At 67.4% G+C, this 24,315-nt stretch carries 22 protein-coding genes and 2 pseudogenes; 12 read left to right on the plus strand and 12 right to left on the minus strand.

The features are described from left to right. The first annotated feature begins 534 nt into the window (after positions 1–534). The 7 genes from ACFWJW_RS34360 to ACFWJW_RS34390 all read left to right on the plus strand — a co-directional run bounded on the left by ACFWJW_RS34360 (position 535) and on the right by ACFWJW_RS34390 (position 8,518). Complete coding sequence (locus tag ACFWJW_RS34360; RefSeq protein ID WP_387248584.1) at positions 535–2,580, plus strand: hypothetical protein; 2,046 nt, start codon at positions 535–537, stop codon at positions 2,578–2,580. A gap of 271 nt (positions 2,581–2,851) precedes the next feature. Further along, positions 2,852–3,457, plus strand: a complete 606-nt coding sequence (locus tag ACFWJW_RS34365; RefSeq protein WP_387248586.1) for a hypothetical protein — start codon at positions 2,852–2,854, stop codon at positions 3,455–3,457. A gap of 874 nt (positions 3,458–4,331) precedes the next feature. After that, positions 4,332–5,183: a hypothetical protein gene (locus ACFWJW_RS34370; protein WP_387248588.1), complete on the plus strand. Its 852-nt coding sequence runs from the start codon at positions 4,332–4,334 to the stop codon at positions 5,181–5,183. Between the two features lie 59 nt (positions 5,184–5,242). Continuing rightward, on the plus strand, positions 5,243–5,863 hold the full coding sequence (locus tag ACFWJW_RS34375) for a hypothetical protein (RefSeq protein ID WP_387248590.1): 621 nt from the start codon (positions 5,243–5,245) through the stop codon (positions 5,861–5,863). A gap of 630 nt (positions 5,864–6,493) precedes the next feature. Further along, complete coding sequence (locus ACFWJW_RS34380) at positions 6,494–6,766, plus strand: hypothetical protein (RefSeq protein WP_387248592.1); 273 nt, start codon at positions 6,494–6,496, stop codon at positions 6,764–6,766. Positions 6,767–6,960: 194 nt separating this feature from the next. Then, positions 6,961–7,212 carry a hypothetical protein gene (locus ACFWJW_RS34385; RefSeq protein WP_387248594.1) on the plus strand — a complete coding sequence of 84 codons (252 nt, stop codon included), beginning with the start codon at positions 6,961–6,963 and terminating at the stop codon, positions 7,210–7,212. Positions 7,213–8,203: 991 nt separating this feature from the next. Further along, the gene (locus ACFWJW_RS34390; RefSeq protein ID WP_387248595.1) at positions 8,204–8,518 is read left to right on the plus strand and encodes a hypothetical protein; all 315 of its coding nucleotides are present in this window, start codon (positions 8,204–8,206) and stop codon (positions 8,516–8,518) included. On the opposite strand, the gene ACFWJW_RS34395 is transcribed toward ACFWJW_RS34390, so the two are convergent. The 5 genes and pseudogenes from ACFWJW_RS34395 to ACFWJW_RS34415 all read right to left on the minus strand — a co-directional run bounded on the left by ACFWJW_RS34395 (position 8,498) and on the right by ACFWJW_RS34415 (position 11,428). Beyond that, entirely contained in the window at positions 8,498–8,650 is a 153-nt protein-coding gene (locus ACFWJW_RS34395; protein ID WP_387248634.1) for a hypothetical protein, read from the minus strand. The genes ACFWJW_RS34390 and ACFWJW_RS34395 overlap by 21 nt on opposite strands. A gap of 637 nt (positions 8,651–9,287) precedes the next feature. Beyond that, positions 9,288–9,710, minus strand: a pseudogene (locus tag ACFWJW_RS34400) (transposase); the annotation flags it as partial. Beyond that, positions 9,662–9,895, minus strand: a complete 234-nt coding sequence (locus ACFWJW_RS34405) for a transposase (RefSeq protein ID WP_387248597.1) — start codon at positions 9,893–9,895, stop codon at positions 9,662–9,664. The gene ACFWJW_RS34405 and the pseudogene ACFWJW_RS34400, both read right to left, overlap by 49 nt. Positions 9,896–10,040: 145 nt before the next feature. Then, positions 10,041–10,508, minus strand: a complete 468-nt coding sequence (locus tag ACFWJW_RS34410) for a GNAT family N-acetyltransferase (protein WP_387248599.1) — start codon at positions 10,506–10,508, stop codon at positions 10,041–10,043. Between the two features lie 602 nt (positions 10,509–11,110). Next, the gene (locus ACFWJW_RS34415) at positions 11,111–11,428 is read right to left on the minus strand and encodes a hypothetical protein (RefSeq protein WP_387248601.1); all 318 of its coding nucleotides are present in this window, start codon (positions 11,426–11,428) and stop codon (positions 11,111–11,113) included. Between the two features lie 760 nt (positions 11,429–12,188). Here ACFWJW_RS34415 and ACFWJW_RS34420 point away from each other — a divergent pair. After that, complete coding sequence (locus ACFWJW_RS34420) at positions 12,189–12,710, plus strand: HAD domain-containing protein (protein WP_387248603.1); 522 nt, start codon at positions 12,189–12,191, stop codon at positions 12,708–12,710. 399 nt (positions 12,711–13,109) lie between these two features. Here the strand turns inward: ACFWJW_RS34420 and ACFWJW_RS34425 are convergent, their stop codons facing one another. The 4 genes and pseudogenes from ACFWJW_RS34425 to ACFWJW_RS34440 all read right to left on the minus strand — a co-directional run bounded on the left by ACFWJW_RS34425 (position 13,110) and on the right by ACFWJW_RS34440 (position 16,803). Continuing rightward, a complete protein-coding gene (locus tag ACFWJW_RS34425; protein WP_387248605.1) occupies positions 13,110–13,502 on the minus strand; it encodes a GDSL-type esterase/lipase family protein in 393 nt (130 codons plus the stop codon). A 350-nt stretch (positions 13,503–13,852) separates the two neighbouring features. Then, on the minus strand, positions 13,853–14,665 hold the full coding sequence (locus ACFWJW_RS34430; RefSeq protein WP_387248607.1) for an FAD-dependent monooxygenase: 813 nt from the start codon (positions 14,663–14,665) through the stop codon (positions 13,853–13,855). 56 nt (positions 14,666–14,721) lie between these two features. Further along, a pseudogene (locus ACFWJW_RS34435) lies at positions 14,722–14,832 on the minus strand (IS5/IS1182 family transposase); the annotation flags it as partial. Positions 14,833–15,678: 846 nt separating this feature from the next. Beyond that, complete coding sequence (locus ACFWJW_RS34440; protein WP_387248609.1) at positions 15,679–16,803, minus strand: serine hydrolase domain-containing protein; 1,125 nt, start codon at positions 16,801–16,803, stop codon at positions 15,679–15,681. A 227-nt stretch (positions 16,804–17,030) separates the two neighbouring features. Between ACFWJW_RS34440 and ACFWJW_RS34445 the strand changes: the two genes are divergently transcribed. Continuing rightward, positions 17,031–18,077, plus strand: coding sequence for a MarR family transcriptional regulator (locus tag ACFWJW_RS34445; RefSeq protein ID WP_387248611.1), 1,047 nt, complete (start codon positions 17,031–17,033; stop codon positions 18,075–18,077). 503 nt (positions 18,078–18,580) lie between these two features. Here ACFWJW_RS34445 and ACFWJW_RS34450 read toward each other — a convergent pair. Further along, positions 18,581–19,714: a tetratricopeptide repeat protein gene (locus tag ACFWJW_RS34450; RefSeq protein ID WP_387248613.1), complete on the minus strand. Its 1,134-nt coding sequence runs from the start codon at positions 19,712–19,714 to the stop codon at positions 18,581–18,583. Next, entirely contained in the window at positions 19,711–21,051 is a 1,341-nt protein-coding gene (locus ACFWJW_RS34455) for an ATP-binding protein (RefSeq protein WP_387248615.1), read from the minus strand. Before ACFWJW_RS34455 ends, ACFWJW_RS34450 begins: the two co-directional genes overlap by 4 nt. A 433-nt stretch (positions 21,052–21,484) precedes the next feature. Between ACFWJW_RS34455 and ACFWJW_RS34460 the strand changes: the two genes are divergently transcribed. Next, on the plus strand, positions 21,485–22,195 hold the full coding sequence (locus ACFWJW_RS34460) for a hypothetical protein (RefSeq protein WP_387248617.1): 711 nt from the start codon (positions 21,485–21,487) through the stop codon (positions 22,193–22,195). 632 nt (positions 22,196–22,827) lie between these two features. Here the strand turns inward: ACFWJW_RS34460 and ACFWJW_RS34465 are convergent. Beyond that, positions 22,828–23,358: a hypothetical protein gene (locus ACFWJW_RS34465; protein WP_387248632.1), complete on the minus strand. Its 531-nt coding sequence runs from the start codon at positions 23,356–23,358 to the stop codon at positions 22,828–22,830. Between the two features lie 307 nt (positions 23,359–23,665). Here ACFWJW_RS34465 and ACFWJW_RS34470 point away from each other — a divergent pair, with 307 nt between their 5' ends. Together ACFWJW_RS34470 and ACFWJW_RS34475 are read left to right on the plus strand one after the other, a co-directional pair. Further along, positions 23,666–24,034, plus strand: coding sequence for a hypothetical protein (locus tag ACFWJW_RS34470; protein WP_387248619.1), 369 nt, complete (start codon positions 23,666–23,668; stop codon positions 24,032–24,034). A gap of 80 nt (positions 24,035–24,114) precedes the next feature. Then, positions 24,115–24,249 carry a hypothetical protein gene (locus ACFWJW_RS34475; RefSeq protein ID WP_387248621.1) on the plus strand — a complete coding sequence of 45 codons (135 nt, stop codon included), beginning with the start codon at positions 24,115–24,117 and terminating at the stop codon, positions 24,247–24,249. Positions 24,250–24,315 lie beyond the last annotated feature (66 nt).

Here is a 24,315-nt window from a genome sequence, read left to right on the forward strand (position 1 = left end):
GGACTCGGTGGTCGACGTGGAAGTCCCGCAAACGCCCTGCACGACGTGCGAGGCCGGGAACGGCGAGCAGTGGCGCACAAGATTGTAGCTGCCAGCCGCGGGGGGGGGGGGGGGGAGCCACCCCGACCTGCCGCTACCCGGCCCACCTCCGCCTGCGCGGAGAGCACTGCTCGGCGCCGTTGGCCAGATCTCTCAGACGCGCAGTGGCCTTGTGCGGTAGGGCCTCTCGCCTCGGCGGCGCCGGTGCTGCCGCAGCGCGGCGCGCCGCACCACTGCCTTTGCTGACTGCGGCGACATTGCCCGGGGGGCGTGGGTCCAAGGTCTGGGTGCTGGTGGAGGTGCCGTGGCGGTGCGGCCGGGGCGCCGCGGGTGGCTGTGGCGTGTATCAGTCATGTGACGGGGGTCACGCTTGACGGTGGAACTTGGGGCGGGGTTAACTCGCGCAGCTGTGAAGTTTCTGTGAATGAACATGAACTCAGGGTGGGGACTGTGAGTTTGGGGTGGGGGCACCGGATTCACGGTGCACGAAGAAGCATGACCAGACGCGGCATAGCCGGCGTCACAACCACGGCGTTACTGGCGTCGCTTCCGGTGCTCGCGCTCGAGCCACCGCAGGCCACGGCAGCCAGCAAGACCTCGACCATGGCGCAGTCCGCTCTGCAGCGAGCCGCGGCGACCGGCGAGCCGGTGGAGGTCATGTCAGAGCGCACCGAGTACTCGCAGACTGTCGCTAATCCTGACGGAACGTTCACGCTGACACAGTCCACGACGCCCCAGCGAGCAAAGGCACCTGACGGCTCGTGGCAGAACATCGACACCACGCTGGAACGCCGCGCCGACGGGAGCGTAGGCCCGAAATCCGCAGTGGTGAACCTGGACTTCTCCGGCGGCGGCGCCGGGGCAGGCATGCTGCAGTTAGGCACGGACGAGCAGTCCATGAAGTTCGGCTGGCCGGGCACGTTGCCCACCCCGGCACTGAACGGGGCAACCGCCACGTACCGCAACGTCCTCAAGGACGTTGACCTACAGCTCACGGCAACCGCCGAGGGATACCGCGAGGTCCTCGTCGTCAAAACACCCGAAGCAGCGCGCAGCCCCGAGCTGGAAAACATCAAACTCACCGCCTCAGCCAAGGGCCTAAGCGTCATCCCCGGTGTCGGCGGCGGCCTGCGCGCCGTCGACGCCGACGGCAACGCCGTCTTTACCGGACCGGCTGGTCAGATGTGGGACTCCGCAGGCGACACACTGCCTCCCGCACCCAAGTCCGAAGCTGCCAAACAGCGAGGAGGGAAGTCCTCACAGCCCACGGTCGCCGAGCAGCCAGGGAACGAAGAGGGAGAGCCCACGCACCCAGGGGAGGGGGACGCCAGCGCGGAGCTGCCCGTCACCGTCACCGGGGGCGCTGTCTCCGTCGCACCGGACCTGGACCTGCTGCGCGGCAAGGACACCGTCTACCCCGTCTACATCGACCCGCCCGTCGGCCTCGGCGTGTCCGAGCGCACCAAACTCTCCTCCGACGGCGATAAGTTCTGGCAATTCGACAAACCCATGGGCGTCGGCAAGTGCGGCAACGCCGACGGCTACTACTGCGGCTCTGGTTACACCGACCGCATGTACTTCGAGTTCGCCCCGACCAAGCTCAGCGGCAAGTACGTCATCGACGCCACCTTCCGCGCCCACGAGACCTGGTCATTCAACTGCACCCCGTACTGGGTCGACCTCAAGCGCACCGACAACATCTCCGAAGGCACCCGCTGGCCCGGGCCCAAGACACTCGATCACATGGGCGACCGCTACATCTCAGCCGGGCGCGACAAGAACTGCTCGCCGGCGCAGCCGGACACCTGGGTGGAGTTCAACGACAACCCCCAGGAGGGCGACGAAAACCTCGCCTCCACCGTCCGCTCCTTCGCCGACGGCAAGATCCACCGCCTGACGCTGATGCTGCGCGCAACGGACGAGAGTGAACCGCGGGCGTGGAAGCGCTTCGACGACAACGCCGAGCTCAAGGTCAACTACGTGCCGCGGCCAGGCATGCCGACCTCCGTCGGCGTCATCCCAGGAACGGGCACCACCGCCTACTGCCGCACCTCTTCCTCCGACCCGCTGACGGTCACCACCGCCACCCCCACCGTCCAGGCGCGCGTCCAAACGAAGGTGCAGCCCAAGGGCGGCGAAGAAAAGGGCTCGCTGCAGGCTGAGTTCTGGATGGAACGCAAGAACGGCAGCTCATGGGACAAGGTCTGGAGCGACTACAAGCCCGACAAGGGCTGGGACCCTGACGGCACCCTGGAAAAAGCCGTCACAAGCCAGCGCGCCGACGGCGGCCTCTACCGCTTCAAGTCCCGCACCCAGTCCCACTGGTACTACGGATCCAAGTCCGGTGACCTGTTCTCCCCTTCCTCCTCCTGGTGCTACCTGAAGATCGACACCAGTGCCCCCAAGGCGCCACAGATCACCAGCACCGGCCCGTATACCGAATGCACCACCAACCTGTGCGAACCCAAGGGCGGACCCGGCGTCGCCGGCGCCTCAAACCCTCAACGGATACAGCTACAGTTCCAACAACCCGACCACTAACTCCGATCCAACAGGGCTCGGTAACGCAGACTGCATGACCGGTGTCATGGAGCACTGCAATAACGGAGTTCCAGGCAGCGGATCTGTCTATCATCCCGAGAGGGAAAGGCACTCCGGCTGCTCTGTCGGGTGCTATAGCGGGGGCTCATCCGGTACGGCATACGCCAGCAGCGGTGGAAGCGTCAACAGTGGGCACTGGGGCTCCACTTGCAATCGCTTCAGCTGCAACAAGAGATGGCTCTCTGGCCCCCGCGGGGACGACAAGGACTGGTTGGGCGGAGTCCTCACCGGAATCGTTGACACCGCCACAGTTGGCTGTCAAATTTTTCAGATCTTCGGCTCTGTCAATTGTGCGGGCGACGCCATCCGCGAGGAAATGGCCGGAAGTGGAGTCGATCTTGAAACGTCAGCTTTCTCCGACGGTGTACGGCTGGGGGCTACGTTTACGCCAGCGCCCGGTGCCGGCTTCTTCAAGACTGGTGAGCTTGCCGTTGGTGGGATGCTGGCCAGGAGAGGGAAGAATATTGGACCGTTTCAAGAACTGCCGATACCCATGCAAAAGCGCACGGTTAAGAAAGTCGCGCAGCGCGCAGGTGTCGGCCTTGACGGTGTGAAGGTTAAAATCAACCGTGATGCGGATCTTGTCGGAAGGATGCTCTACGGACACACTGCGCCGAATCGAACCATCACGCTTTACCCAGACGCCTTCTCGTCAGCCGAGAACCTCACTAAGACGATTGGGCACGAGCGGCAGCATGTCATGCAGATCGACACCTATGGGCCTGCTACGTCTCTTGAGCAGGAGCACGCCTGGGAGAGAGCCGCCTACGCTTCAGAGGGACAGTTCTGGAACTACTACAACGGGAGGCTTGGATAGTGCAACGAAGAGATAAGTGGATTGTGCTCATCCCGAGCATTACCGCCCCCGAAGGTGAACTTGTTCCATGTCCCCGCTGCGGCAAGGCGCAACTGGATTACAGGTACATCATCGACCCGAAGACGCGTCTCGGATACTTTCTGCTCTGGTGCAATGCATGCCTGCACGGAATCAGCGTGTCGCGAGTGAAGGCGCCGGCCGATGTCAAAGCGAGATCCATGGATGACCCGAGAGCGTTGGCAGATGTACCCGAATACACCCGCTGTACATAGATGGGGTTACTGATCCGGTGTATGTAGAGTCGGCGGGCGCGCGAGCAATCCATGATGCAGCACTTCGCAGAGCTGCGGATGTTATTGCACCCTTTCCGTGCGCCCGTCGCCTTACGCCTTCTGCTGTCTGTTCAGGGTATTCCGCTGAGGTGCAGGAGCTCACAGACCGTTGCACGGGCCCGGGCGTGGCTGGCGTTCCTGCGCCTGGGTCATATGCGGCCGCTCCTGGAGGCGATCGGCAACCCGCGCCAGGACGCCGCCGATGCCCGCTACCGGGCCGAGGAGAGGGCCAAGTCGGCCGCGTACCTTGCCCAGAAGCGCGAGGCCAAGCATCGCGGCGCTGACGGATGCCGCGATCGCCATCCTGGACACCGCGGCCGAGCAGGGCTGGTCCCCGACAGCCGCAAGCGACACCCTGCACGTGCCGGGGTAGGTCAGGCCCGGGGCTGGCCTTTGAGCGGGCTGCCCACGATGCATGTCAACCCAAAGATGTTGCCTCGCCTTGCCGAGTAGGAGAAGGATCTCCTCCTACGGCGCCAGAGGGCGGAGGACGAGGACTGGCGCCGCTGTCAGCCACGGCGATTCTTTCCTTTCAGGACGCGGTGGAACACTTCTTGCTCCGCAGCGCTGCCCACCTCGGCGTGAACCTGCCCAACGACATGAAGTTCTTGCAGTACTGGGAGAAGCTGAAGCCGAAGCTCCCGACCGGGCAAGAACTCCCCAGCAAGCAGGCCCTTAGTCGGGTCAATAGGCTCCGCGTCGATCTCAAGCATCACAGGAACATCCCCTCGTCCCAGGCCATCGCTCAATCCAAGACGGGCGTGACGACCTTCTTCACGGATGCCACCCGGATGATTTTCGATGTCGACTTCAACGCAGTGGACATGGTCGATCTCGTTGCCCGCACAGAAACTGCTCGACTGCTTCACGTGGCTCAGCCGCATGCTGACGTTGATGACATCGTTTCAGCTCTGGCTGGCCTGGTGATGGCTTTCGAGGAGCTTCTTGAGCACTACACGGCGCGGATGAAGCCGTGGGGTAGGAGCCCTTTCTCGTTCGGCGAAAAGATCCCCAGCTTCAGGCCGCCACGTGAGGAGCGCAACAGCCCGATGGCGCGGCAGGTCAAAGTGCTGACACAGGCGTCGAGGGAACTGCAAGAGGCAATGCGCGTCATCGCGCTCGGCATCGACTACGCGCGATATGCCCAGTTCGAAGCCATGACGCCAGGCGTCAACCGCTATATGGACGGCAGCACCAAGATCGCAGTGACCGATTGGCATAAGTCATTGACCGCGGATGACTACCAGTTCGCGCGGTTCTTCGTCATCCAGTCGGCGCTCCAGGCTGCGCGGGCTGACGCTGTGTTCGCACGACTGGACGACCATTTCCCGAACGATGACGACGTGGACATGGAGGAGTGGACCTGGACCGGGCCGGCCAGGCCGCGGGACTAGGATGCGTAACTCATACGGCTGAAGTGCAGAGAAGTCCGGGTGATCAGTAGCCTCACCCCATGGGACTGGACATTACTGTGATGATCGTTGACTGGTCATGGCTGGGTGAGGTGCCACCTCAGGAGCGGCTGTCACGGTTGAGGGGTGCCTGGTACAGCGATGAGACGGGGCTGTGGGACCGCGGCGCGCCGACGGTCAAGGGCGACTGGGAATGGCCGCGGGGACCCGACGGCGCCTTCTTCGGCATCTACGAGTTCCTGCGCACCTGCGGCTCGTTCAAGCCTCATTTCTGGGCCGGGGAACGGTGGGAGTTGCTCCGCGACCATGCCGACCCGATGGTGCGGACCGGGTTGGACATTTTGCTGCTGGGATTGATCTGGGATGGGCCAGACGGTGAGGCGGAGCACACCGATCCGGACTTCTTCTGTGATGACCTTGGATTCTCCTACGGCCTCCTGGTCGGGCGCTCACCGGACAGTGTTCGGGAACTGGCCGCGACATGGGAGGAGGTACGGCCCGGGCTCGGCGGGTTGCGTGGCGCCTTTGATGAGCATGCTGCTGTTCCCGCGGCGCGCTGGTTCCGCGACTTCGAGGCGTTCACCGACCTGTTGGAGGAGTGGGGCCGCGTCCTCACCGAAGCAGCCCGGCGGGGCTGGGGCGTCGTGGGGCTGAGCGAATAGGGCGGGCCCTGGCCCCTGTCGCCCGCATGGTGGCCACTGGATCGCCGCGTACAGGCATCGCGGAGCTGGGCGGTGGTGACGGCGGTGGCGTCGTCGGCCGGCCCGAGCGCTCACCGCCTTCTGTGCGAGCTCGGCCGACGGCCATCGGCCCGGCCCGAGCGCCGGTTCTTAGACCACCCGCCGATCTGCGGCGGGACAGCTCTGTGCCCGGAGCCCGACGAGGCGCAGTCGACGCTGCCCGATTTGTGTGCGGCACCCAGGGGGCTCGTAACGGGGGACATATTTAACAGAGTTGCCCGCGAGGCGCTTGATCGTCGCCCGCTGTCCGGTGGAGGCTAACCACTGCTGTCTCGGGTCTGGCGGTCCAGGAAGTCCCCCACCCCGCCAGGGCCGCCCGGCTGACCCCGCACGCAGATCCAGGCCCGCTCAAGCGCGCCTGCAAGCGCGGCATCGAAGCCGAGGCTGTGCGGCTGCGTCGGCAAGCACATACTCGCCCTGCTGGGGCAGCTGGACGCCGCCTGCACCGCTGCCGACGACCTGGCCAAGGCGGTCGAGGAGGCTTTCCCTCAGCACCCGGACGCTGACATTCTTCTCAGCTTCCCTGGCCTCGGCGTCCAGCTCGGCGCCCGGGTGCTCGCCAGGATCGGAGACGACCGCCAACGGTTCGCCGACGCCCGCGGCCTGAGGGGCCTATGCCGGCTCCTCACCCATCACCAGAGCCTCCGGGAAGAAATCGTCCATCACCGACGTGGGGTGAAGAACGACCGCCTCAACCACGCAGGCTACCTCTGGGCTTTCTCCGCCATCACCGCCTCACCCGGCGCTAAGGCCCATTACAGGCGACGCCGCGAGACCACAGAGACTGGCACGCAGACGCCCAGCGCAACCTGTTCAACCGCATGATCGGACATCCTCGGGGGTCCCGAGTGTCGCTGATGCTCGGCTGCCTGTGTTTGTGCAGGTGGGCGACCTGACGGGTTGAGGATGGCAGTGCGACAGGTGGGGCGCAATCGCTGAATCGGGCGATGGCGGGGCTCTCCGGCCTCACCATCGACGGCTTGGTTCATGGGGTGTGGTCGGGAAGGTAGGTTGCCACCATGCTGCTTGCCCCAGACGACGAGATCCGTAGTCGCGAGGACTTGGCTGTGTTCGTCCGCGCACTTCAACAGGACTATTTCCGCCGTGGCCATGAGTGGGAGAACCATACCCTCGATGCCTTCCTGGAAGGGCTCGCCGCGTGGATGAATGACTCGGAGGGTTGGTATCGAAACTTCGGTAAGGAGCTCCCTGCTGCTGGTGACTGGACGTTCCTTGCCCGGGCTCTTCAAGCGGCGACGACTTACGAATGATCGGCAAAGCCTGACGGTATGCGAAAGCCACTGCACGACAAGTTGCTGAGCTTCCTCGCAAGGAGACGAAGGTGGTGGCCCCGAACAAGCTCTGGACGCACGCTACCGAGATCGGCTCCGGCGACTACACCGGAAACGACAACTGGGATCTCATCTTGCACTGGTCTGACGGTGAACTGACCACTACCAGGACTTCACCGGCGGCTGCCCATGGGGCGAGAATAGACTCCACGGACCGGACTCCACCTGGACACACGCCCTGATCGTCTCCGGTGGCGACTACTCCGACAACCCCCACCCGGACGACACAATCGTCCATTGGTCGGATGGCGAACTCACCCTCTACACCGACGGAAACGCGCAATCGATCGGCCGAGAGAACCGGCTCGTCTCGCCCTAGCCCGCTCAGGGCGCTGGCTGGCGGTGGCCTCCATGACATCAGTCGTGGAAGCCACCGCCAGAGTCCAGGAACGCACCCTGAGCGCCTGTCAGGCTCTGGAGCTCTTTTCGTGGGCTGCTGGCCCAGGCCACTGGCCCGTCCCGGACGTTCTGCTCGAAGTGGCCCTGAGTCAGCGATCCGCAGGAAACACTTGGAAGGCACCAGATCCTCACACAACGTGCGCACACGGCAGGAGACACCATGCACCTATCCCGTCATCGCCCCCACCTCGCGCTCGCTGCGACCATGCTTTCAGTCTTAGTCATACCGGCATGCGGCAGCGAGTCGGGTAGCGCACAACCGGGGAAGTCGTCTCACCGGCCAACCCATGCACCTGCGAAAGATAAGAAGGAGGCCGCGCAGGACGCCTACACCGCCGGCTATAACCGGGGCCGGGCAGTCCGTGATGCAGGAGGCAAAGGCTCGTCAGTCCGTGAAGTCGTCTGGGGTGGCTGCACGCGACGCGCTCTCAGCGCCGGCCAAGAGGCCGAAGCAGACCGTGGAGCCTGGGTCTCCGGCTGCCTGGACGGCGTGAGTGAAAACGCTAAGCACATGCCGAACAGCGAAGTCACCAAGCGCAGCAACGATCAGGATCTCCTTGAGCGTTTCAAGGCATGGCTGAGTGATACCGACAAGCGGCCAATGACCGCGCATGTCAACAGGCTGACCTTCCTAGAACTGCACCGCAGCGACTACGACATCGAGGTGACCACCGACTATTCGTCTACTGGGGACGACCGTTCGGCGGCCACCAAACTGGCGCAGTCCTTTGTCAAGTGGTGGGACGGTGACGATGGCGACGGCACTGCCTGGAATGTGGTTGTTCGTGGCGCAGACGGCGAAAAGCTAGCCGCAAAAAGGCTCTGAAACGTAGGTGTAGTAGGCGTAGTCGCCGCTGATGGTCAGCTCGCGCAGCCGGCCGATGTTGGCGGCGATGCCTTCGTGGTCGTCGCGGACGGCGTGGTGGAAGCACAGGGCGAGCTCCAGCGTCGCTTCCACGGCGGCCAGGCCCGGCGACGCTGATCTCGGTGCGCAGGGCGTGTGCGCGGTCCTCTACATCCGCGGTGGTGCCGGCGTTGCGGGCGAGGGCGGTGATCTGGGCGGGCGCTTTGTTCGAGCTGTTCTCGCACGCTCCGAGCGATGCGGTCGAGTTCCGTCCAGGGCATCCGCTCACGGGGCGCTTCTCGTGGAGCCGTTGCCAGTCGTTGCGCCGAGACAGGCAACGGCGAGGCAAAAGGCGACCAGCTGTTTCGGCTGCGAACTCCAGCGCACCGACCACAGCGGCCAGTTCCTCCCTAAGCATGTTGTGACCGTGGTCCTCACTGTGCACCTGCCGAAAACGATCGACTCCAATCGCCTCCAGCGGCAGTACGACAGGCGCCTCAGAACGCTCACCCCCGATGGCCGCCGTCTGCATACGCCGCGAATCACCCGCGCCTGTAGCTCCCCCCCACAGCACCCCTGCATCATTACCTTTACTGACCACCGATCCCGCGTTTCCCCCACTTTCCGGAGCAGGAGTTCGCCCTGCACAGCGGTAGGCAGAAGCCGATGAACCTAAGCGAACCATCCCCATGGAGGCAGGGAGTAAGACCGTCGTCTCAGTTGGTGATTCGGAGGAAGCGAGGGTACAGGCGATGCCGACGAAAGCGAGGAAGTGGTCAGCAGTGCGTTCGTAGCGGCGATGCAGACGGCGGCAGCCGTTGAGCCAGGACATTGTGCGTTCAACCACCCAGCGGTACCGGCCCAGGCGGCTGGCTGGCTCGATGCCGCGGCGGGCGATGCGCGGGACGATCTGCCTGTGCCGCAACCAGTTGCGCAAATGATCGAAGTCGTAGCCCTTGTCCGCGTGGAGCTTCGCCGGCCGCGTCGCCTGGGCCCGTAGCGGGAGCGGATCGGCGGGATGCCATGCAAAAGCGGGATCAGAGCCTGACTGTCGTGCAGGTTGGCGCAAGAGATGACCACCGAGATCGGCAGCCCGCTCCGGGCGATCGGTCGGATTCGGTCCGGTCAAGGGCCCCCTTTGACCGCCCGGACGCTGACTGAGTCGATTGCGCACCGCGACCAGTCCAACGCGCCGTTCGTGCCGAGCCGGTCAAGCACGACGCGGTGCAGCTTGGCCCACACCCGAGCCTTGGACCAGTACGTGAAGCGGCGGTGCACCGTCTGCCAGGACGCACCGAAGACCGGCGGCAGTTGCCGCCAGGTGCAGCCCGAGGTTGCCACGAAGAGGATCGCTGCCAAGACGGCACGGTCGTCGGCCCGCCGAACGACCACCGCCTTGTGGCCGAACCGGCGGCTCGGGGGAGACCAGCTGGAACAGACGCCACAGGTGATCAGGTACGAGTCGGTCGACTATGCCCATGCCTGTGCAACGACTGACTGGTCATCAGGCCACCGTGGCGCTGGTCCGTTCCGCTCGGAGGTAGCGGCGGAATCCTTGCGCCAGGGGCTTGAAGCCGCAGGCTTCGTAAAAGGTGTGCACGTACTCGTCTTCGGCTGCCAGCAACTGAGCCTTGTAGCAGCCAGCTGTCTTGCCCAGCTGCACGGCAGCCTCCATCAACCGCTGCCCGACGCCTTGGCGCTGAACGGAGCTGGCGACCACCACGTTCTCCACGAACAGAATCGCCCGACCGCCACGAGTCAGGTTCGGGAGGACTATGCAATCAGCTGTACCGACAACGACACCGTCGACCTCGGCAACCAGCACCGTGCGGCCCTGCTGCTTGTGGATACCCGCCCAGATGCCATGGGCGGCCTGCTGGGGCAGGGGCGCATCGTCAGGGTTCAACTCGCCATAAAGAGCCAACAGTGACGACAAATCTTCCGCGATCGCGGAGCGCACGATGATGTTCATGGATCGGAGCCTAGAACGAGCGAAGTTGCCGAGTTCAGGCAGGTAGGACGCCAATCAAGACGACCTCTAATCCACCTTCTCTCGGTGGCACCCGAGGTATCGGGACAAGTATGCGGCCCAGGGGCCCGCGGGGAGCAGCACCAGCGTCACCAACTCCGACCTGCACGACACCGCCATTGCGTTATTCAGTTGGCATCGTGAACCCACACCAGCCGGCACCGTCCGGTCTCACTGAAGGATCGTCCCCGCTGACGCGGCCCCCGGGACGGAGAGCAGAGCGCCGCGGCGAAGACCGAGGGGCGTCCCCGCAGGCGCGGGGACGCCTGCCAGCTGAGGGCGACGGGCAGCCGAAGAGGGGGCCCGGGGGGTGGGTTGGGTGCGCCGGATCGAGCTGGCCGCGCTCGTGATCGCCTCCGTCGTGACAGCGGCAGGGGTGCTGTACTCCAATGCCCGAACGCGCGACGAGCTGAAGATCAGTCGTGCGGAGTTGAGCCTCGGGAATGACCTGTCACGATGGCTGCCACAACCGGTCATTTGCGAGACGGCCGAGCGGGAACCTTGCTACCGGCATCCGCTGGTCGATTGTTCCCCGACGCCGAAGGTCAGCACGTCACCGTCTTGTCGTACCTCCCGATGCTCCACGTGTGCTGGAAGCCGCGGTGGTTGGCCACTGTGTGACAGCTGCTGTCCGGGCCGAGGCTGACTACGATCTTGAGCTTCAAGGTGCGTCCGCAGTTGTTGTAGACGGATGCGCCCTGGCCCCGCACGAACCGTTCGACGCACGAGGGAGCTGTCCCCTGAGCGCCGCGGGAGGCTGCGGATACGGTGCCGGCAGTCGCGGTGGTGCCGAGGCCGGCCAGAAGCGCGGCCGTCATGAGGACGGCGGCTCGCCTGCGTGCGGTGGTGCGCTGGTTAATCATGATTCCCTCCACTGCTTCCCCATCGGTGGCGGGACGCGGGACGGGCGTGTGCCGTCCCGCGTCCCTTGGTGGTCACCGATGGTGCCCATCCGAGCCCCGGGCGTGCCACAGCCATCGAGCGGCTTGACGGACGAGTGGGACGCTCATGAGCTGACCTGCTGGGACGCCGTGTCCCATGACGGAATCGTGGTACGCCAACGGCGATGAGATCGTGCTCGCAAGGGGATCACGGTGGTCGCCCCTCGGACGACTCGCCTCGGCTCCGTACGGGAACCGCATCTTCTCCATGCACAGCAGCCACCTCACCGCGCCCGCGAGCAGGAGTCCGGGTACTCATCCCTCATGCACCACAGGCACTCTCGCCTGGCGTCGCATCGCCCCCGATGCGCGCAGCACGGGGCCATCCCCGGGGGTGCGGCGAGCAGTCTTCGTGACCTGCATCGTTGCACGCGCACAGCAAGGTTCTGAACCACTTCCAACAACCCCGACTGTTGCGACTTTTGCATCACGTTGGCGTCGTCGTGCGGGAAGCAGGCCGGCGGGCTCAATCGACGCCCGGCCAGGACGGGGGAGCGGCACGCGTCGCCAGCGTGGCTTCGTTCACTTCTAGCAGCAGCGTTTGTCTGCTGCTTTGAGCAGCAGTTGCGGATCTTGGAGCCCGTGGATGTTCACGAGAAATAGCAGCAGGCGGAGCGGCGGCCGGCCGTAGGGCCTTGCTCATCGAGGCGATCCCAGGGCGGTCTGTCGCTATCGTGCTCCGGTGACTGGTTCGGTGCAGCGTCCGCTGCTGTTTCTCGATGTCGATGGACCACTCATCCCCTTCGGCGCGGTGTCCCAGGTGTATCCGACCTATGCAACGGGTTCCGAACCGCTCGGCGCCGACGCGAATCCGCTTCTGACCAGGATCAATCCCGAGCATGGCCCCCGGCTGGCTGCGCTCTCGTGCGAGGTGGTCTGGGCGACGACATGGATGGCTGACGCGAACGAGTGCATCGCGCCCCTCATCGGTCTGCCGCAGCTGGCAGTGGTGGTCTGGCCGGAGCCGTCCGACATCGACGACCAGGACGAGCGGAACGGACTGCACTGGAAGACCCGCGCACTTGTCGAACGGGCTGCGGGGCGCCCGTTCGTCTGGGTCGACGACGAGGTCACCGACACCGATCGGGCCTGGGTAGCTGCTCATCATCAGGGGCAAGCCCTGCTCCATCGTGTCGATCCCCGTCATGGCCTGGCTGACAGCGACTATGCGGCTCTTGACTCGTGGCTGCGACAGCTCGTCTGACTCGGCTGGGGAACGTGATGAGGGCGAGAAGGCCCCCGGCATGCGTGGGGAGGACACCGCCCGCGTGCTGCGGGAACGGGGCCACGCGGCGCTGCCGGTGACGCTGACCGGCCTGGGGGAACGATCCGGCGCCGCCGGCCCGGACGTGGATCTGGACACGCACATCCACGACATCACCGCGTTCGTCATGGACCGGGACCTGCGGGACGTCACCCTCGCGGCGCACAGCTACGCGGCGGTCCCCGTCACCGGTGCCGCGGGCCTCCTCGGGCCCGGCGAGCCCGGCCCCGACGTGGACCGCCTGGTGGTCGCCTGCAACGATGCCAAGGCCCTGCTGGACGCCGGGGTGGTGTCGCCGGCCTTCCTTGACCAGTCACCGTGGCGGCACCTCCATCCAGATCACGCGACCAGGCGCAGCCAGGCCGCCGCGAGTGCGGCATGGCCGGCCGGGGTCGGGTGCACGCCGTCCGCGGCCCAGTACTCCGGCCCGGGCGTCGCGGCGAGCTCGGCGAACATGCCGTCGGCGGCGAGCAGCTGTGCGCCGTACTTGCCGGCGAGCCTGCGTACGGCCTGGATCTTCGGGTCCAGGTCGGTGCGCCAATCCTTTCGCTCTTTGTCTCCGATGAGCGCGGCACCGGCCTCGACGACGCCGTTGACCGGCAGGAGGAACGGCTCTATGAGGATCAGCTGCGTGCCCGCCTCGGCGAGGGACGCGAGCAGGCGGTCATAACCCGCTTCGAACTCCTCCACGGGGATCACGTGCCCCTCCGGGTCCAGCGTGTGCCGGCCCATGTCGTTGACCCGACGAGAATCGACACCACGTCCGGGTCGCGTCGAGCACGTCCGCCTGCCACCGGGGTTCCAAGTCCCTGACCTTGTGGCCCGCGATCGCGGAGTTCAGCCAGGTCACGGGCCGGTCCGGGTGCCGCAGTCCCCACCCGCCCGCGATGCGCAGCGGATAGCCGAACCCGAGGCCGTCCTCGCTCTCCAGCCGTTGGCAGTCGGTGATCGAATCGCCGGAGAACATCACGGTGCTTCCCGGCCGGAGAGTGATCGTCATATGCGCTCCTTGAACTCGGAGGGGGAGAAGGGGAGATGAGGAGAGAGGGAGAGGGGGGAGATGAGGAGAACGGGTGGCTGCTTCAGATTTCCGGAGCGCCGAACCACTGGCCGGCGGCCTGCTCGAAGCCTGCACGGTCGGGGGTGCGCTCACCCGCCCAGGCGACGACGCCGTCGGGCCGGACGAGCACGGCACCCAGCCCGAGGTCGTTTCTCGCCGGACCGGCCACGTACCGCATCCGGTCCTCCCATGCCCTCGCCGGACCGCGCAGGCAGGCGTCGGTGCTGAAATCGAGCACGAGGCCCCGTCCGTCCCGCCTCAGGTCGCCGAGGCCGGTGCCGTCTTCGAGGCGAAGGTCCGGCGCGCTGCGGCCGGCCAGTGGATGCTCGCCGCCGAGGTCGTAACGGATCGCCGACCCCGACATCCTCTGGAACATGTAGGTCGTTCCGTCACGGGTCCCGATCAGGTCGCGGACCACTGCCTGGACCGCCTGGCCATGCGGGTCCGGCCGCATGACCGCGACCTGAGCGCGCGACCAGTCGAGCACCCCCGCGTCGATCGGATGGCGCTCGCGGGTATAGGTGTCGAGCAGCCCGTCCGGCGCGTACCCGTGCACGGTCGCCGCGAGCTTCCAGCCCAGGTTCATGGCGTCGCCCAGGCCGGTGTTGAGTCCCTGCCCGCCCAGGGGCGAGTGGATGTGAGCGGCGTCGCCCGCGAGCAGGACGCGTCCTTGCCGGTAGGTCGTCGTCTGCATCGCCCGATCGGTGAAGCTCGTGGCGAGGTGCACGTCGGTCAGCGTCACGTCGGTGCCCGACACCCGGCGCAGCACCGCCTGGAGATGGTCACGGGTCGGCTGCCGCGAGCGGTCGAACGCGCCGCCGTCGAAGTCCATCATGCCGATGTGCCCCTCCGGGAGCGTGGGCCGGTCCGGCTGCTGCAACTCGGCGCACTTCGGGAGCCGAGTTCGTCCAGGACCAGACGGTGCAGCGTGGCCCACGCCCGTGCCCGGCTCCATTCGGTAGATCGGCGATACGCGGTCGGCCCGCGGGGACCGAAACCGGTGGCAGCCGATGGCCTGGTGTGCCGTGTACTCCCGCTGGGTGGCATGCGCGGCCGCGCTCTCCTCGTTCTGGGTGGGGGCTGAGACGTGACGCTGTGTCGGATGTCCATGCCGAGCTGGGTTGCCTGCTCGGTCAGCAGGGTTTCGACCGCTTCGAGGTGTGTCGGTATGCCTGCATCGCGGGGCCCGGAGGCCGGTAGGGCAGGGCGGCGCGTCGACCCGGGACGGGTTGAGCACCATGTCGGCGAAATGGCCCACGCCACGCGGGCTGGCGGCTCGTGTGCGTCGGGGTCCGCGCCGGGGTCGTCGTGGACGCCCGATGCCGTCAGCAGCCGGTGCAGCATCCCGCGGCGGTGGAACGCCTCGACCGACGCGGCGGACAGGCCCGCATCCCGAGCGGCTTCGTCTTGAACGGGGAGCGACGCTCCGGCTCCGGCTCCCGCTCGAGACCAGGACGCAGCAGCCTGGAGGCCGAGTTCGCAGGCGAGGAACAGACCGACCGGGCCGGCCTCCACGATCACTACGTCATGCAGGAAAGATCCCCTTCCCCAACCGCGGCCGGGTGGATACCCGGCAGGACCTCTCGAAAGGTGCCAGAACCCACCGACACCGGACCGACAGTCGCCGGCAGGCCGCCGGCATGCCCCCGGCACATGAACCGGAGCTCCCCGCCACTGGTCCTGCCCTCGGGCCGGCCCGCGCCGTGGCTGCTGCCGGTCGTTGCCGCTTCCGGTCTCCTCGGCCAGTGGCGCGCCGCGAGCATCGTCCTTGGTCGTATCTGCGGCACTTACCCAGGGGTCCAGGCGGTTTTGTTTGGATCAGTTCGACTCTGAGGATGATGATCCAGACTAGGGAGCCCGGTTGCCTCGTGCGGTGCCCGAGTCGGCTGTGTGGCTGAACTCGGCCTCCAGGAGGTCGGTGAAGATGCCGATGGGGTCCTTCCAACGTTCCGCTGCCCAGTCGGCGTTGATGTTCACTGCGAGCAGGTGTGTGCCCTCGTGTGTGCCGTAGACGTACGACCAGGAGCCGAAGAGTGCGCCGCCCATGCCCCAGAGCTGCGTGCCGGAGGGCAGGGTCAGGCGGGAAACGCCGAGACCGTAGGTGGCACCCGGAAGCCAGCTTTCCGTCGGGACCATGGTGAACATCTCGCGCTGTTGTTCCGGCCGCAGGAGGCGCCCGCCGAGCAGTGCGGCGAAGAACCGGTTGAGGTCGGCGGCTGTAGAGATCATGCCGCCCGCCGCCCAGTATGGACTCGTCTGCAGTTCTGTGACGTTGTAGACCGTGGCGTCCGGGTCGGGGGAGAACAGTTTGGTGTAGTGGCTCGAGTGAGGTCCGGGGAGTACCGGGTCGGCGCCGAGCGGCAGGGAGGTTCCCGTCAGCTCGAGCGGGCGGGCGAGGCGGTCAGTGATCTCATCGGCGAGCATCCGGCCGGTCACCTGCTCAATGATCATCCCGGCGAGAATGTAGTTGGTGTTGGAGTATGCCCAGCCCGTCCCCGCCGGGAAGCCGGCCGGATGCGACATGGCGATCTGTACGAGTTCTTCGGGCGTGTAGCTTTCCTGCTTGCTCAGTGCCGGCTGGTCGCTGGTGTGGCTGAAGACTCCGCTGGTGTGGTTGAGGAGCTGTCGGACAGTGGTCGTGTTGCCGTCGTGCCCGTTGCCGGTGAGCACGCCCGGCAGCCATCGCTCCACCGTGTCCTCCAGGGCCAGTTGGCCCTCGGTCACGAGTTGCAGGATCACTGTGGCGGTGAAGGTCTTGGTGATGCTGCCGATCCGGAACCGGTCCTCGTGCCCGCGCGCCCGAGGTGTCCGTGTGTCGGCGACCCCCGCCGTGCCGAACCAGTGCCCGCCGCCGTCATGGACCTGAGCAAGAATTCCTGGCACTCCTCCTTCCCGCACCGCTTGGTCGAGCACACGCTGGGCGGCGTCGTGGTTCCTGCGGGTGACGTGCGCTGCGGACGTGGCATCTTCCATGTGAACCCCTTGGTTTCATCTTTTCGCGACACCTGAAAGCTACGGTGCACCTGTATCCGCTGAAGCGGTGCAAGCGTGGGAATCTCCGGGAACCGGGGAGTTTCCCGGATCTTGTAGCGTTGCCGGTGACGGCTAACGCAACGCACGGGGGGTGCGGAGCCGGTCACGTCCGGCCGGCTCGCGGTGCCCAGGGTGGGAGGGCGGATATGGGCGGCGGGAGACTCACCGTGGAGGACCGCAGGGACATCGAGGCGGGACTGGCCGAGGACTTGCCGTACGCCGCGATCGCCCGACGACTGGGACGGCCGACTTCGACCGTCAGCAGGGAGGTTGCCCGCAACGGCGGGCCGGGCGGCTACCGCGCGGAACACGCCGACCGGGCCAGCGCCTGGCAGCGACGCAACCGGTCACCTCGGCCCGCGACACCACCGGCCACCGGCGCCGAGGCCACGCACGGGCGGGACCCCGCCGCCGTCCACGCCTACATGGACAGATTCGCGACGATGATGATCGCGACCGGTCTGCCCCGCACGGCCGCCAGGGTGCTGGCCTGCCTGGTAACTACCCCCTCTGGTACGCGAACTGCTGCGGAACTCGCCCAACGGCTGCGGGTCAGCCCGGCCTCGGTGTCCAAGGCCGTGGGATACCTCGAAGAGCTCGATGTCCTCACACGCAAGTACGAGCCCGGCCGACGCCGCGCACACCACGTCATCGATGACGACGTCTGGCTCCGGGCCTGGCTGACCAGCGCCCACCAGAACGCGGTGTGGGCCGAGACCGCCAAGGAGGGTGCCGATCTGTTCGGACCCAGCACCCCCGCAGGCGCACGGCTGCAGGTCATGCACACATTCTTCGTCGGAGTCCACCGGGACATGTCCGGCCCGTCGACCACCGTGTCCCTCGAGGACGCGATGACCGTACTCGCCGCCCTCCTCCACGCGGCCCGGCCCCTCACCACCAGCGAACTCGCCGCCGCCCTCGGCTGGCCAAAGGCGCGCGCCGCCACTGCTGTGCAAGCCGCCGAGCACCAGGCGGAAGTCTGCGGACCGCTGGCGCTTGAGCGCACCTCCTGCGGCGCCCACCTGGTCACAGCCCAGCACGGCAGGCTCACTCCGGCCCAGCGCACGGCTCTCGCCCAGCGTCCAGGACACTGCCCGAGCGGGAGTCCGAACGACGGGCCCCAGATCATCGAGCAGGCCGGAGGAAGATGCCTGAAACCAGGCCGGAGGAAGATGCCTGCAACGTGGAGTCCGCCGCCTGCGGTTGGAGGCTAGGTGGTGGTCGCATACTGGAGTGATGCATGCGTCGTCCTCGTCGTCCTCGTCGTCCTCGTCGTCCTCGTCGTCTCGGTTTCGGGACCCTCGGTACTCGAAGGAATCGTTCATCGACGTGGTCCTCGTGCAGTGTCCGAAGTGCGGCAAGGTTGCCCACGTGGTCCCGGCTCCCCGAGCTGTCGGCAGTGGTCCGCCATCGATTTTCGACCAGCGGAGTCTCGTCTGCCGCAGCTGCGGTCTGTCTTCGGCCACCGGCAGTCATGGAGAGATGAGTCGGGGGTAGCGCTGACGTTCTCCCGGGGACCTGGTCCGATCACTGACCCTGAGACGTCATATGCAAGGAAGCCATGTGGTGCATTCCCCGACGGTCCGGCGTAGCTCGCCTTCGCGTGCGTCTCGTCCGAGTTCGGACGTAACGAGTGCCGGTTCAGGGGGTGTTGCTGGTCCGGGGGCGATGTTCCGTGGCCTGGAGTTTTTTGTCTCCTTTGGGCTGGGGTTGTTCCTCACCGGGTTTTCTTCCGGTCGAACCAGATCGTCGCAAGCGTCGGTGCGAGTCCTGCCCAGAACAGTGTCTGTGGCAACGTCCTTTCCTGCCAGGGTATTTGGGCGATGAGCAGTGCGCACAGCATGGCCCAGGCCGCTTGGGCCAGCACGATGCGGGGCCACCGGCGGCGGCGTATCAGTGAGCGCACATTGAGCTGGACGCCGGCGCGCCGGCGGCGGTAGCGCAGCAGGGCGCCGACGATCCAGAGGGCGGTCACCGGCACGAGGTACCACAGGCGCTGACCGAGGGGCAGCGGCAATTCCCGCGCCACTTCGCCCTCACGGACGAACATGTCCAGATCCAGCATCGCCCCGGCCAGGCCGACGCAGAGCAGGGCCGGCCACCGCACCCCGCGCAGCATGCGGTAGGTGGCGTGGTCGAGGCCGTGCTGCATCTGGGCGGAGTCCGGTGCGGCGGAAAGCCCGGTGGCGTAGAGGTCGGCGGCCTGGGCGGCCTTGACGCCCGGGGCCTGGGCGGCCTTCTGGGTCTGGCGGGCCAGGGCCTCTGCGTGGGTGGGGTCGAGCCGGAGGATGGCGTGGTCGAGCTGGTCGGCGAGGGGGGTGTTGAGCGAGAAGGTGGCGATCTGGTGGGCGATTTCGTGGGCGTAGATCTCCTCGGGGCCCAGCCGCAGCGCCTCCGCTGCCAGGTCGGCCGCCTCGCCAAGGACATCGGCGCGCTCGTGGGGCGGGGGGAAGGTGGAGCCGTTCGCCTGGACGTAACGGACCAACGACATGCGGCACACGGCGTCCGCGAGCATCGCATAGCCGTACCAGTGGTGCGGGTCGGCGCGGACTGCTTCGCGCAGTACGGGCTCGGCCGCGCGCCACGCCCTGTCGGGTATGCGGGTCAGTGCCTTGGCGCGCAGGATGAGTGCGAAGAAGTCCCCGCAAGCCAGCTTGAGTGCCTCGTCAGCCGCGTGCAGGGCCTGTTCGGGCTGCTCCGTTTTCAGGTGGCAGTGGCCGATCTCGATCCAGGCACGCCGGTCGTCGGGGTTTTCGGCCAGGTGCTGCGCCAGCACAGCCCGGGCCTGCTCGTAGCGTGCAAACTCGAACAGGGCCCGGGCCTGCTCGACGGCCGAGTCCAGTTCGCTCACAGCTTCCGCCTCTTCTTCAGGTAGGCCACCAGGTCGTCGTACATCCCGCCGTCGTTCGCGTACATCGCCACGTTGCGGGCGGCCGCGAACCACGGCTGCGTCGAGGGACCGATCTGCCCCGCCGCTGCCAGCAGGTCCTTCATCCCGATCAGGCGTACGGTCCCGGTCCGGGCCGAGTCCAGCAGCGCATGCTCGGCCGCGGCCTCGCACACATGGGCCAGGTCGGCGCCGGACAGGCCGTCGGTGGCCTTGACGAGCTTGCCGAGGTCGACGTTCTCGATGGGCCGCTCCCGCAGGTGGTAACGGAGAATCGCCTCCCGGGCCGGTCCGTCGGGTGGCAGCACCAGTAAGGTCCGGTCCAGCCGCCCGGGACGGCGCAGCGCGATGTCCACGTCCCAGGGCACATTGGTCGCGGCGAGCACGAACACGCCCTCGTTCGCCTCCGCCCCGACGCCGTCCAGCTCGGTCAGCAACTGGTTGACGGTGTTGCGCATCCCCGCGCTCTGGGTGCGGCTGCGCTTTCCGCCGAGCGCGTCCAGTTCGTCCAGGAAGACCACGCACGGGGCCTGGCGGCGGGCGGTCTGGAAGAGCTCGTGCATATTGCGCTCGGAGTTGCCCATCCACATGTCGAGCACATCGTTGACCGACACGGACAGGAAGTCCGCCCCAAGCTCACCGGCGACCGCCCGGGCGATGAAGGTCTTGCCGCAGCCCGGCGGCCCGTACAGCAGGAGACCGCCGCGAAGACTCTTGCCGTACAGGCGGCGCAGCTCCGGATTGCGCAACGGCGCCAGAAAGGCCGCCTCCAGCCGCTCCTTGACCTCCTGCATGCCGCCCACATCGGCGAGGCGGACGGCCCCGGGCCGCTCCACATCCCAGGCGGCGGCATCCTCAGGATTGCCGCTGCCGTCGACGGTCAGCGGCGCCTGCACGAAACGGGGCGGCACGACATCACCGACCTGGTCCTCGGCGGTCTTCCAGTCGAAGCCCGGGCTTGAGGCGGGGGCGGACGCCGGGGCCTGGCCGGCCGCGGGGTCCTGCGGCGCTTGGGCCACAGAGGCCGGAGGCCGGCCGGGCACCAAGGTCCGCGGCGACGAGGCAAGCGCGGCCTCGCCGGAGATGTCTGCCGGAGCACCTGCCAGCGCCCGGACCATCAACTCGCGTGCCTGGGCGTCACCGGGCGCATGCTGCAACGCCACGGAGACCTCCCCCACCGCGGCGTCACCCTGCCCCGCGGACAGCAGCAACTCGGCGAGGTGAAGCCGCAGCGGCACATCCTCGGGCGCCGCCGCAACGGCCCTGCGCATGCTCTGTACAAGGGGGGATTCCTCCGACATGACCCACACTTTACGGAGCCCAAGGGGGTGACGTGCGGGCGCCCTTGGTGTGCCCGGCACTGTTTTGGGCCGTGTGCCGTCACCGGGGAGGGCGCTCGCTCCGCGCACCTGGTAGGGCTGGGTCAGGTTTGTTCGCCGGTGGGGTGTCCGTTTGATCGGTGTGTCGTTGATCGGCTGTGTTGTTGATCGGGTGTGTGGGTGGGGAGCGGCCCGGTCCGGTGTGATCGGGAGGGCTTCGCGGTGGAGATGTTCGAGCCGTCGTGCGGGCGGATCAGCGTCGGTGGGGCGGGATCTGTCTGTGGGACGACGCGGGCCCTCGTCAGCCGCCGCCCGGGGCTGCTGGAGGGAGACCACAAGCCGGTGGAGCCCAGGGCCGCGCGACTGGGCGGCGCGGACGGCAACCGCAGGCCCCGTCCTCCTCGACCGTGGCCCGGTGGTCTCCTCCGACCCCACCAAGAACTGGCCGGTCAAGCTGCCCTCCGCCGACGGCCACACCGGCCGGATCGGGGATGTCAACGCCCATGGCTACGGCGACTTGATCACCGGCATCGCGGAGGACGGAACCGTCGACGGGGAGCGCGCGCCCACAAGGGAGGCGAGATCGAGGTCCCCTACGGCAGCGCCCGCGGCATCACCGTCGATCAGCAACCCCGCATCTTCCACCAGACACCCCGGCACCCCCGGCGCCGCGGAACTCGCTGACCGCTTCGGGCAGTCACTGAGCACCGGCCACATCAACGCCGATGGCTACGACGACGTCCTGGTCGGCGTGCCCGGCGAGGCCATCGGCGACCGCGCCTTCGCCGGCGGCGCCGTCGTCCTGTACGGCTCCGCCGGCGGCCTGACCACGGACAAGTCCACCGCCTACTCCCAAGACCCCCTGGCATCTCCGGAAGTGCCGAAGCGGACGACGCCTTCGGCAGCGCCGTTCACCTCGTCGACCTCAACAAGGACGGCAAGGCGGAATCCGTCGTGGGCACTCCCACCGAAAACCACGACGGCTGCATCTGGACCGCCCGCGACACCCCAAGTGGCCCCGCCACCAACGGATCGTCCAGCCTCTGCGCCACAGCCACCGGTCTCACCCTCCGCGGCCCGCGGCCTCTTCGGCGCCGCCCTGACCGGCGCCCAGGTCACCTCCTGAGCCACGCGCGCCCAGGTCACTTTCTGAGCCACGCCTCTACGACGGACGCGCCGCGGCCGGCGGCTCGCCCGCCCCGCCGCCCGCGAGCAGTACGCCACCGTGACCTCGCGCGGGGCGAGCCGCCTCCACCTGGCGGCGGCTCACCCGATAGCCGGCCCCTCCAGGCGTTCGCTACGAACGCAGCAACCAACAACGCTGGGAAGAGCCCTGCCGCACGGCCCTCACCGGAGTTGCCCAGACGCCGCGCGCACCCTGGAGCCGGCCAGCAGACGCGGCACGCTGCCTACGCCACCAGCAGCCCTGAGCCGGAGTGTTCCTCACCGTTCCTCGGCTGAACTCGGAGAGATCGCTGGGGTCGCATGGTCCCTCACCAGCCTCGAACCGGCCGGTGAACTGAGCCGCACCCCGGCCGTCCCTGGTGCGCCGCCGGCCGTGCCTGCGGCGCACCACTGCGTCTGGCGGAAGCCTGCCGGCCGGCCGCGTTGGTGCCATGCCTTGCCCATACCCGACGTCGGTGCTCTCGCAGCCGGCAGCGAGTCGGCGCAGGCGTCATGTTCGCCCCGCTCGACGATCAGGGCCGGCGGAGCTTGGTGCTCACAGGTTTTAAGCAGCGAAGCTGCTGCACGTCGGCCTCAGTCCGAGCTGGACAGGGCCTCGGTGATCAAGCGGCTGGCGAAGTCGTGGTCGCCGGTGATCCGGTTGATGTGCTCCGCGAGCAGGACGGCCGTAGCTTCCAGGGGATTCATCTCAGCCTCGGTCCAGCACCCGTACTGCGCGCGCCACAAGTTGGGGCTCAGGCCGGTGCCTGCGGCGACGAGCAGGCCGGCCATCGTGGGGATGACCTCGGGACGGAACGTCTTGGGCATCATGCGCATCGTGGCCACAAGGGCGGGCACCGTGTACTCGATGACGTCCTTATCGTGATCCTCGCAGGCCGTCCGCAGCCACTTCATGCACAGGTAAATGAGCGTGCACGCGCCGTCCAGCAGCGCATCGACCCCCGCAGGCCCCAGGGACGCGGCGAACTGGTCGATCATCTGCTGCTGTTCAAGGTCGGTATCGGTCTTGTTGTCGTAGACGGCCTTGAGCCGAGAGTCGATCATCATGAGCGCTGCGCCCACATCGCCGGCGGGAGCGTACTTGGGATCACACGGGGATGACACAGACTCCTCCTCAAGCATCCGCAGCAATCAGCGCAGTACGTCCGTACGGTAGCCCTCCGAGCGCCCTGGAGGCCGGCGAATCCCGAGAGAGGAACCTTCGCGCTGTCTGCCCGCCGCAAAAGACAAGCCCCTCATCTGCCTCAAGGCCGCCCCAAGCAGGTCGGCCTCGTGCCCGGTTCAACCGCGAGCACCGGACTCCTCACCACGAAACCGGCGACCTGGAGATGCGCCTGCGCACGCCCAGGGTGTGGAGCGCGCAGGAAGCGCCGGCCGGCTTCGGTTCGGGTGGCAGTGACACCTTCGCCAGGTGGCTCGCAGCACACGGGCTTCGCCGCCGCCCCACCTCGAACCCGACCGCCGCCCGCCCACCACCGCACCCGACCTGGACCAACAGCCCCCGGCCGACCCGGGCGCACCGGCCGCGCCCCGGCCCCCGGGCCTGGAGCCGGGGGAGTGGGAGATACCCCGTGTCCCGTTGCAGGACGAGCGGGCCGCCCTCGCCGGCGCGGCGGTCCGCGAGAAGCTGCGCACCACCGTCGCCGCGCGGGGCCGGGCGTACGACGCCGTCGCGCACCAGCAGGCGGCGATGCCCGAGCAACTCTCACGCCCGCAGCCGCCGAATCCGACCACGACGGCCAGGAGCCGAAGGCCAACCCTCGGGAGACGGCCGACCTGACGGCTGCGGGCCTTGAGGAAGTCCCGTACGGACGTGGAGGCCCTCGACTCACGGCCGAGCGGCTGCGCCACCTCCAGGACGTGTTCACCAAGACGGCCGACGACTCCCGCGCCCGCGCGGACCGCCACGCCGAACAGGACGATGCCGATGCGCTCGGCTCGGCCGGCCGCACCAACGCCAACGGCAACTGGTCTCCGAGAAGCTGTGGAACCTGACCGGGCCCGGGGGGGGGGCGCCGGCCCGGGCCGGGTGCGGCCCGGGGGGGGGGGTGGGGGGGCCCC

The sequence above is a fragment of the Streptomyces sp. NPDC127097 genome (genome assembly GCF_042724075.1).
In the GTDB taxonomy this organism is placed as follows: domain Bacteria; phylum Actinomycetota; class Actinomycetes; order Streptomycetales; family Streptomycetaceae; genus Streptomyces.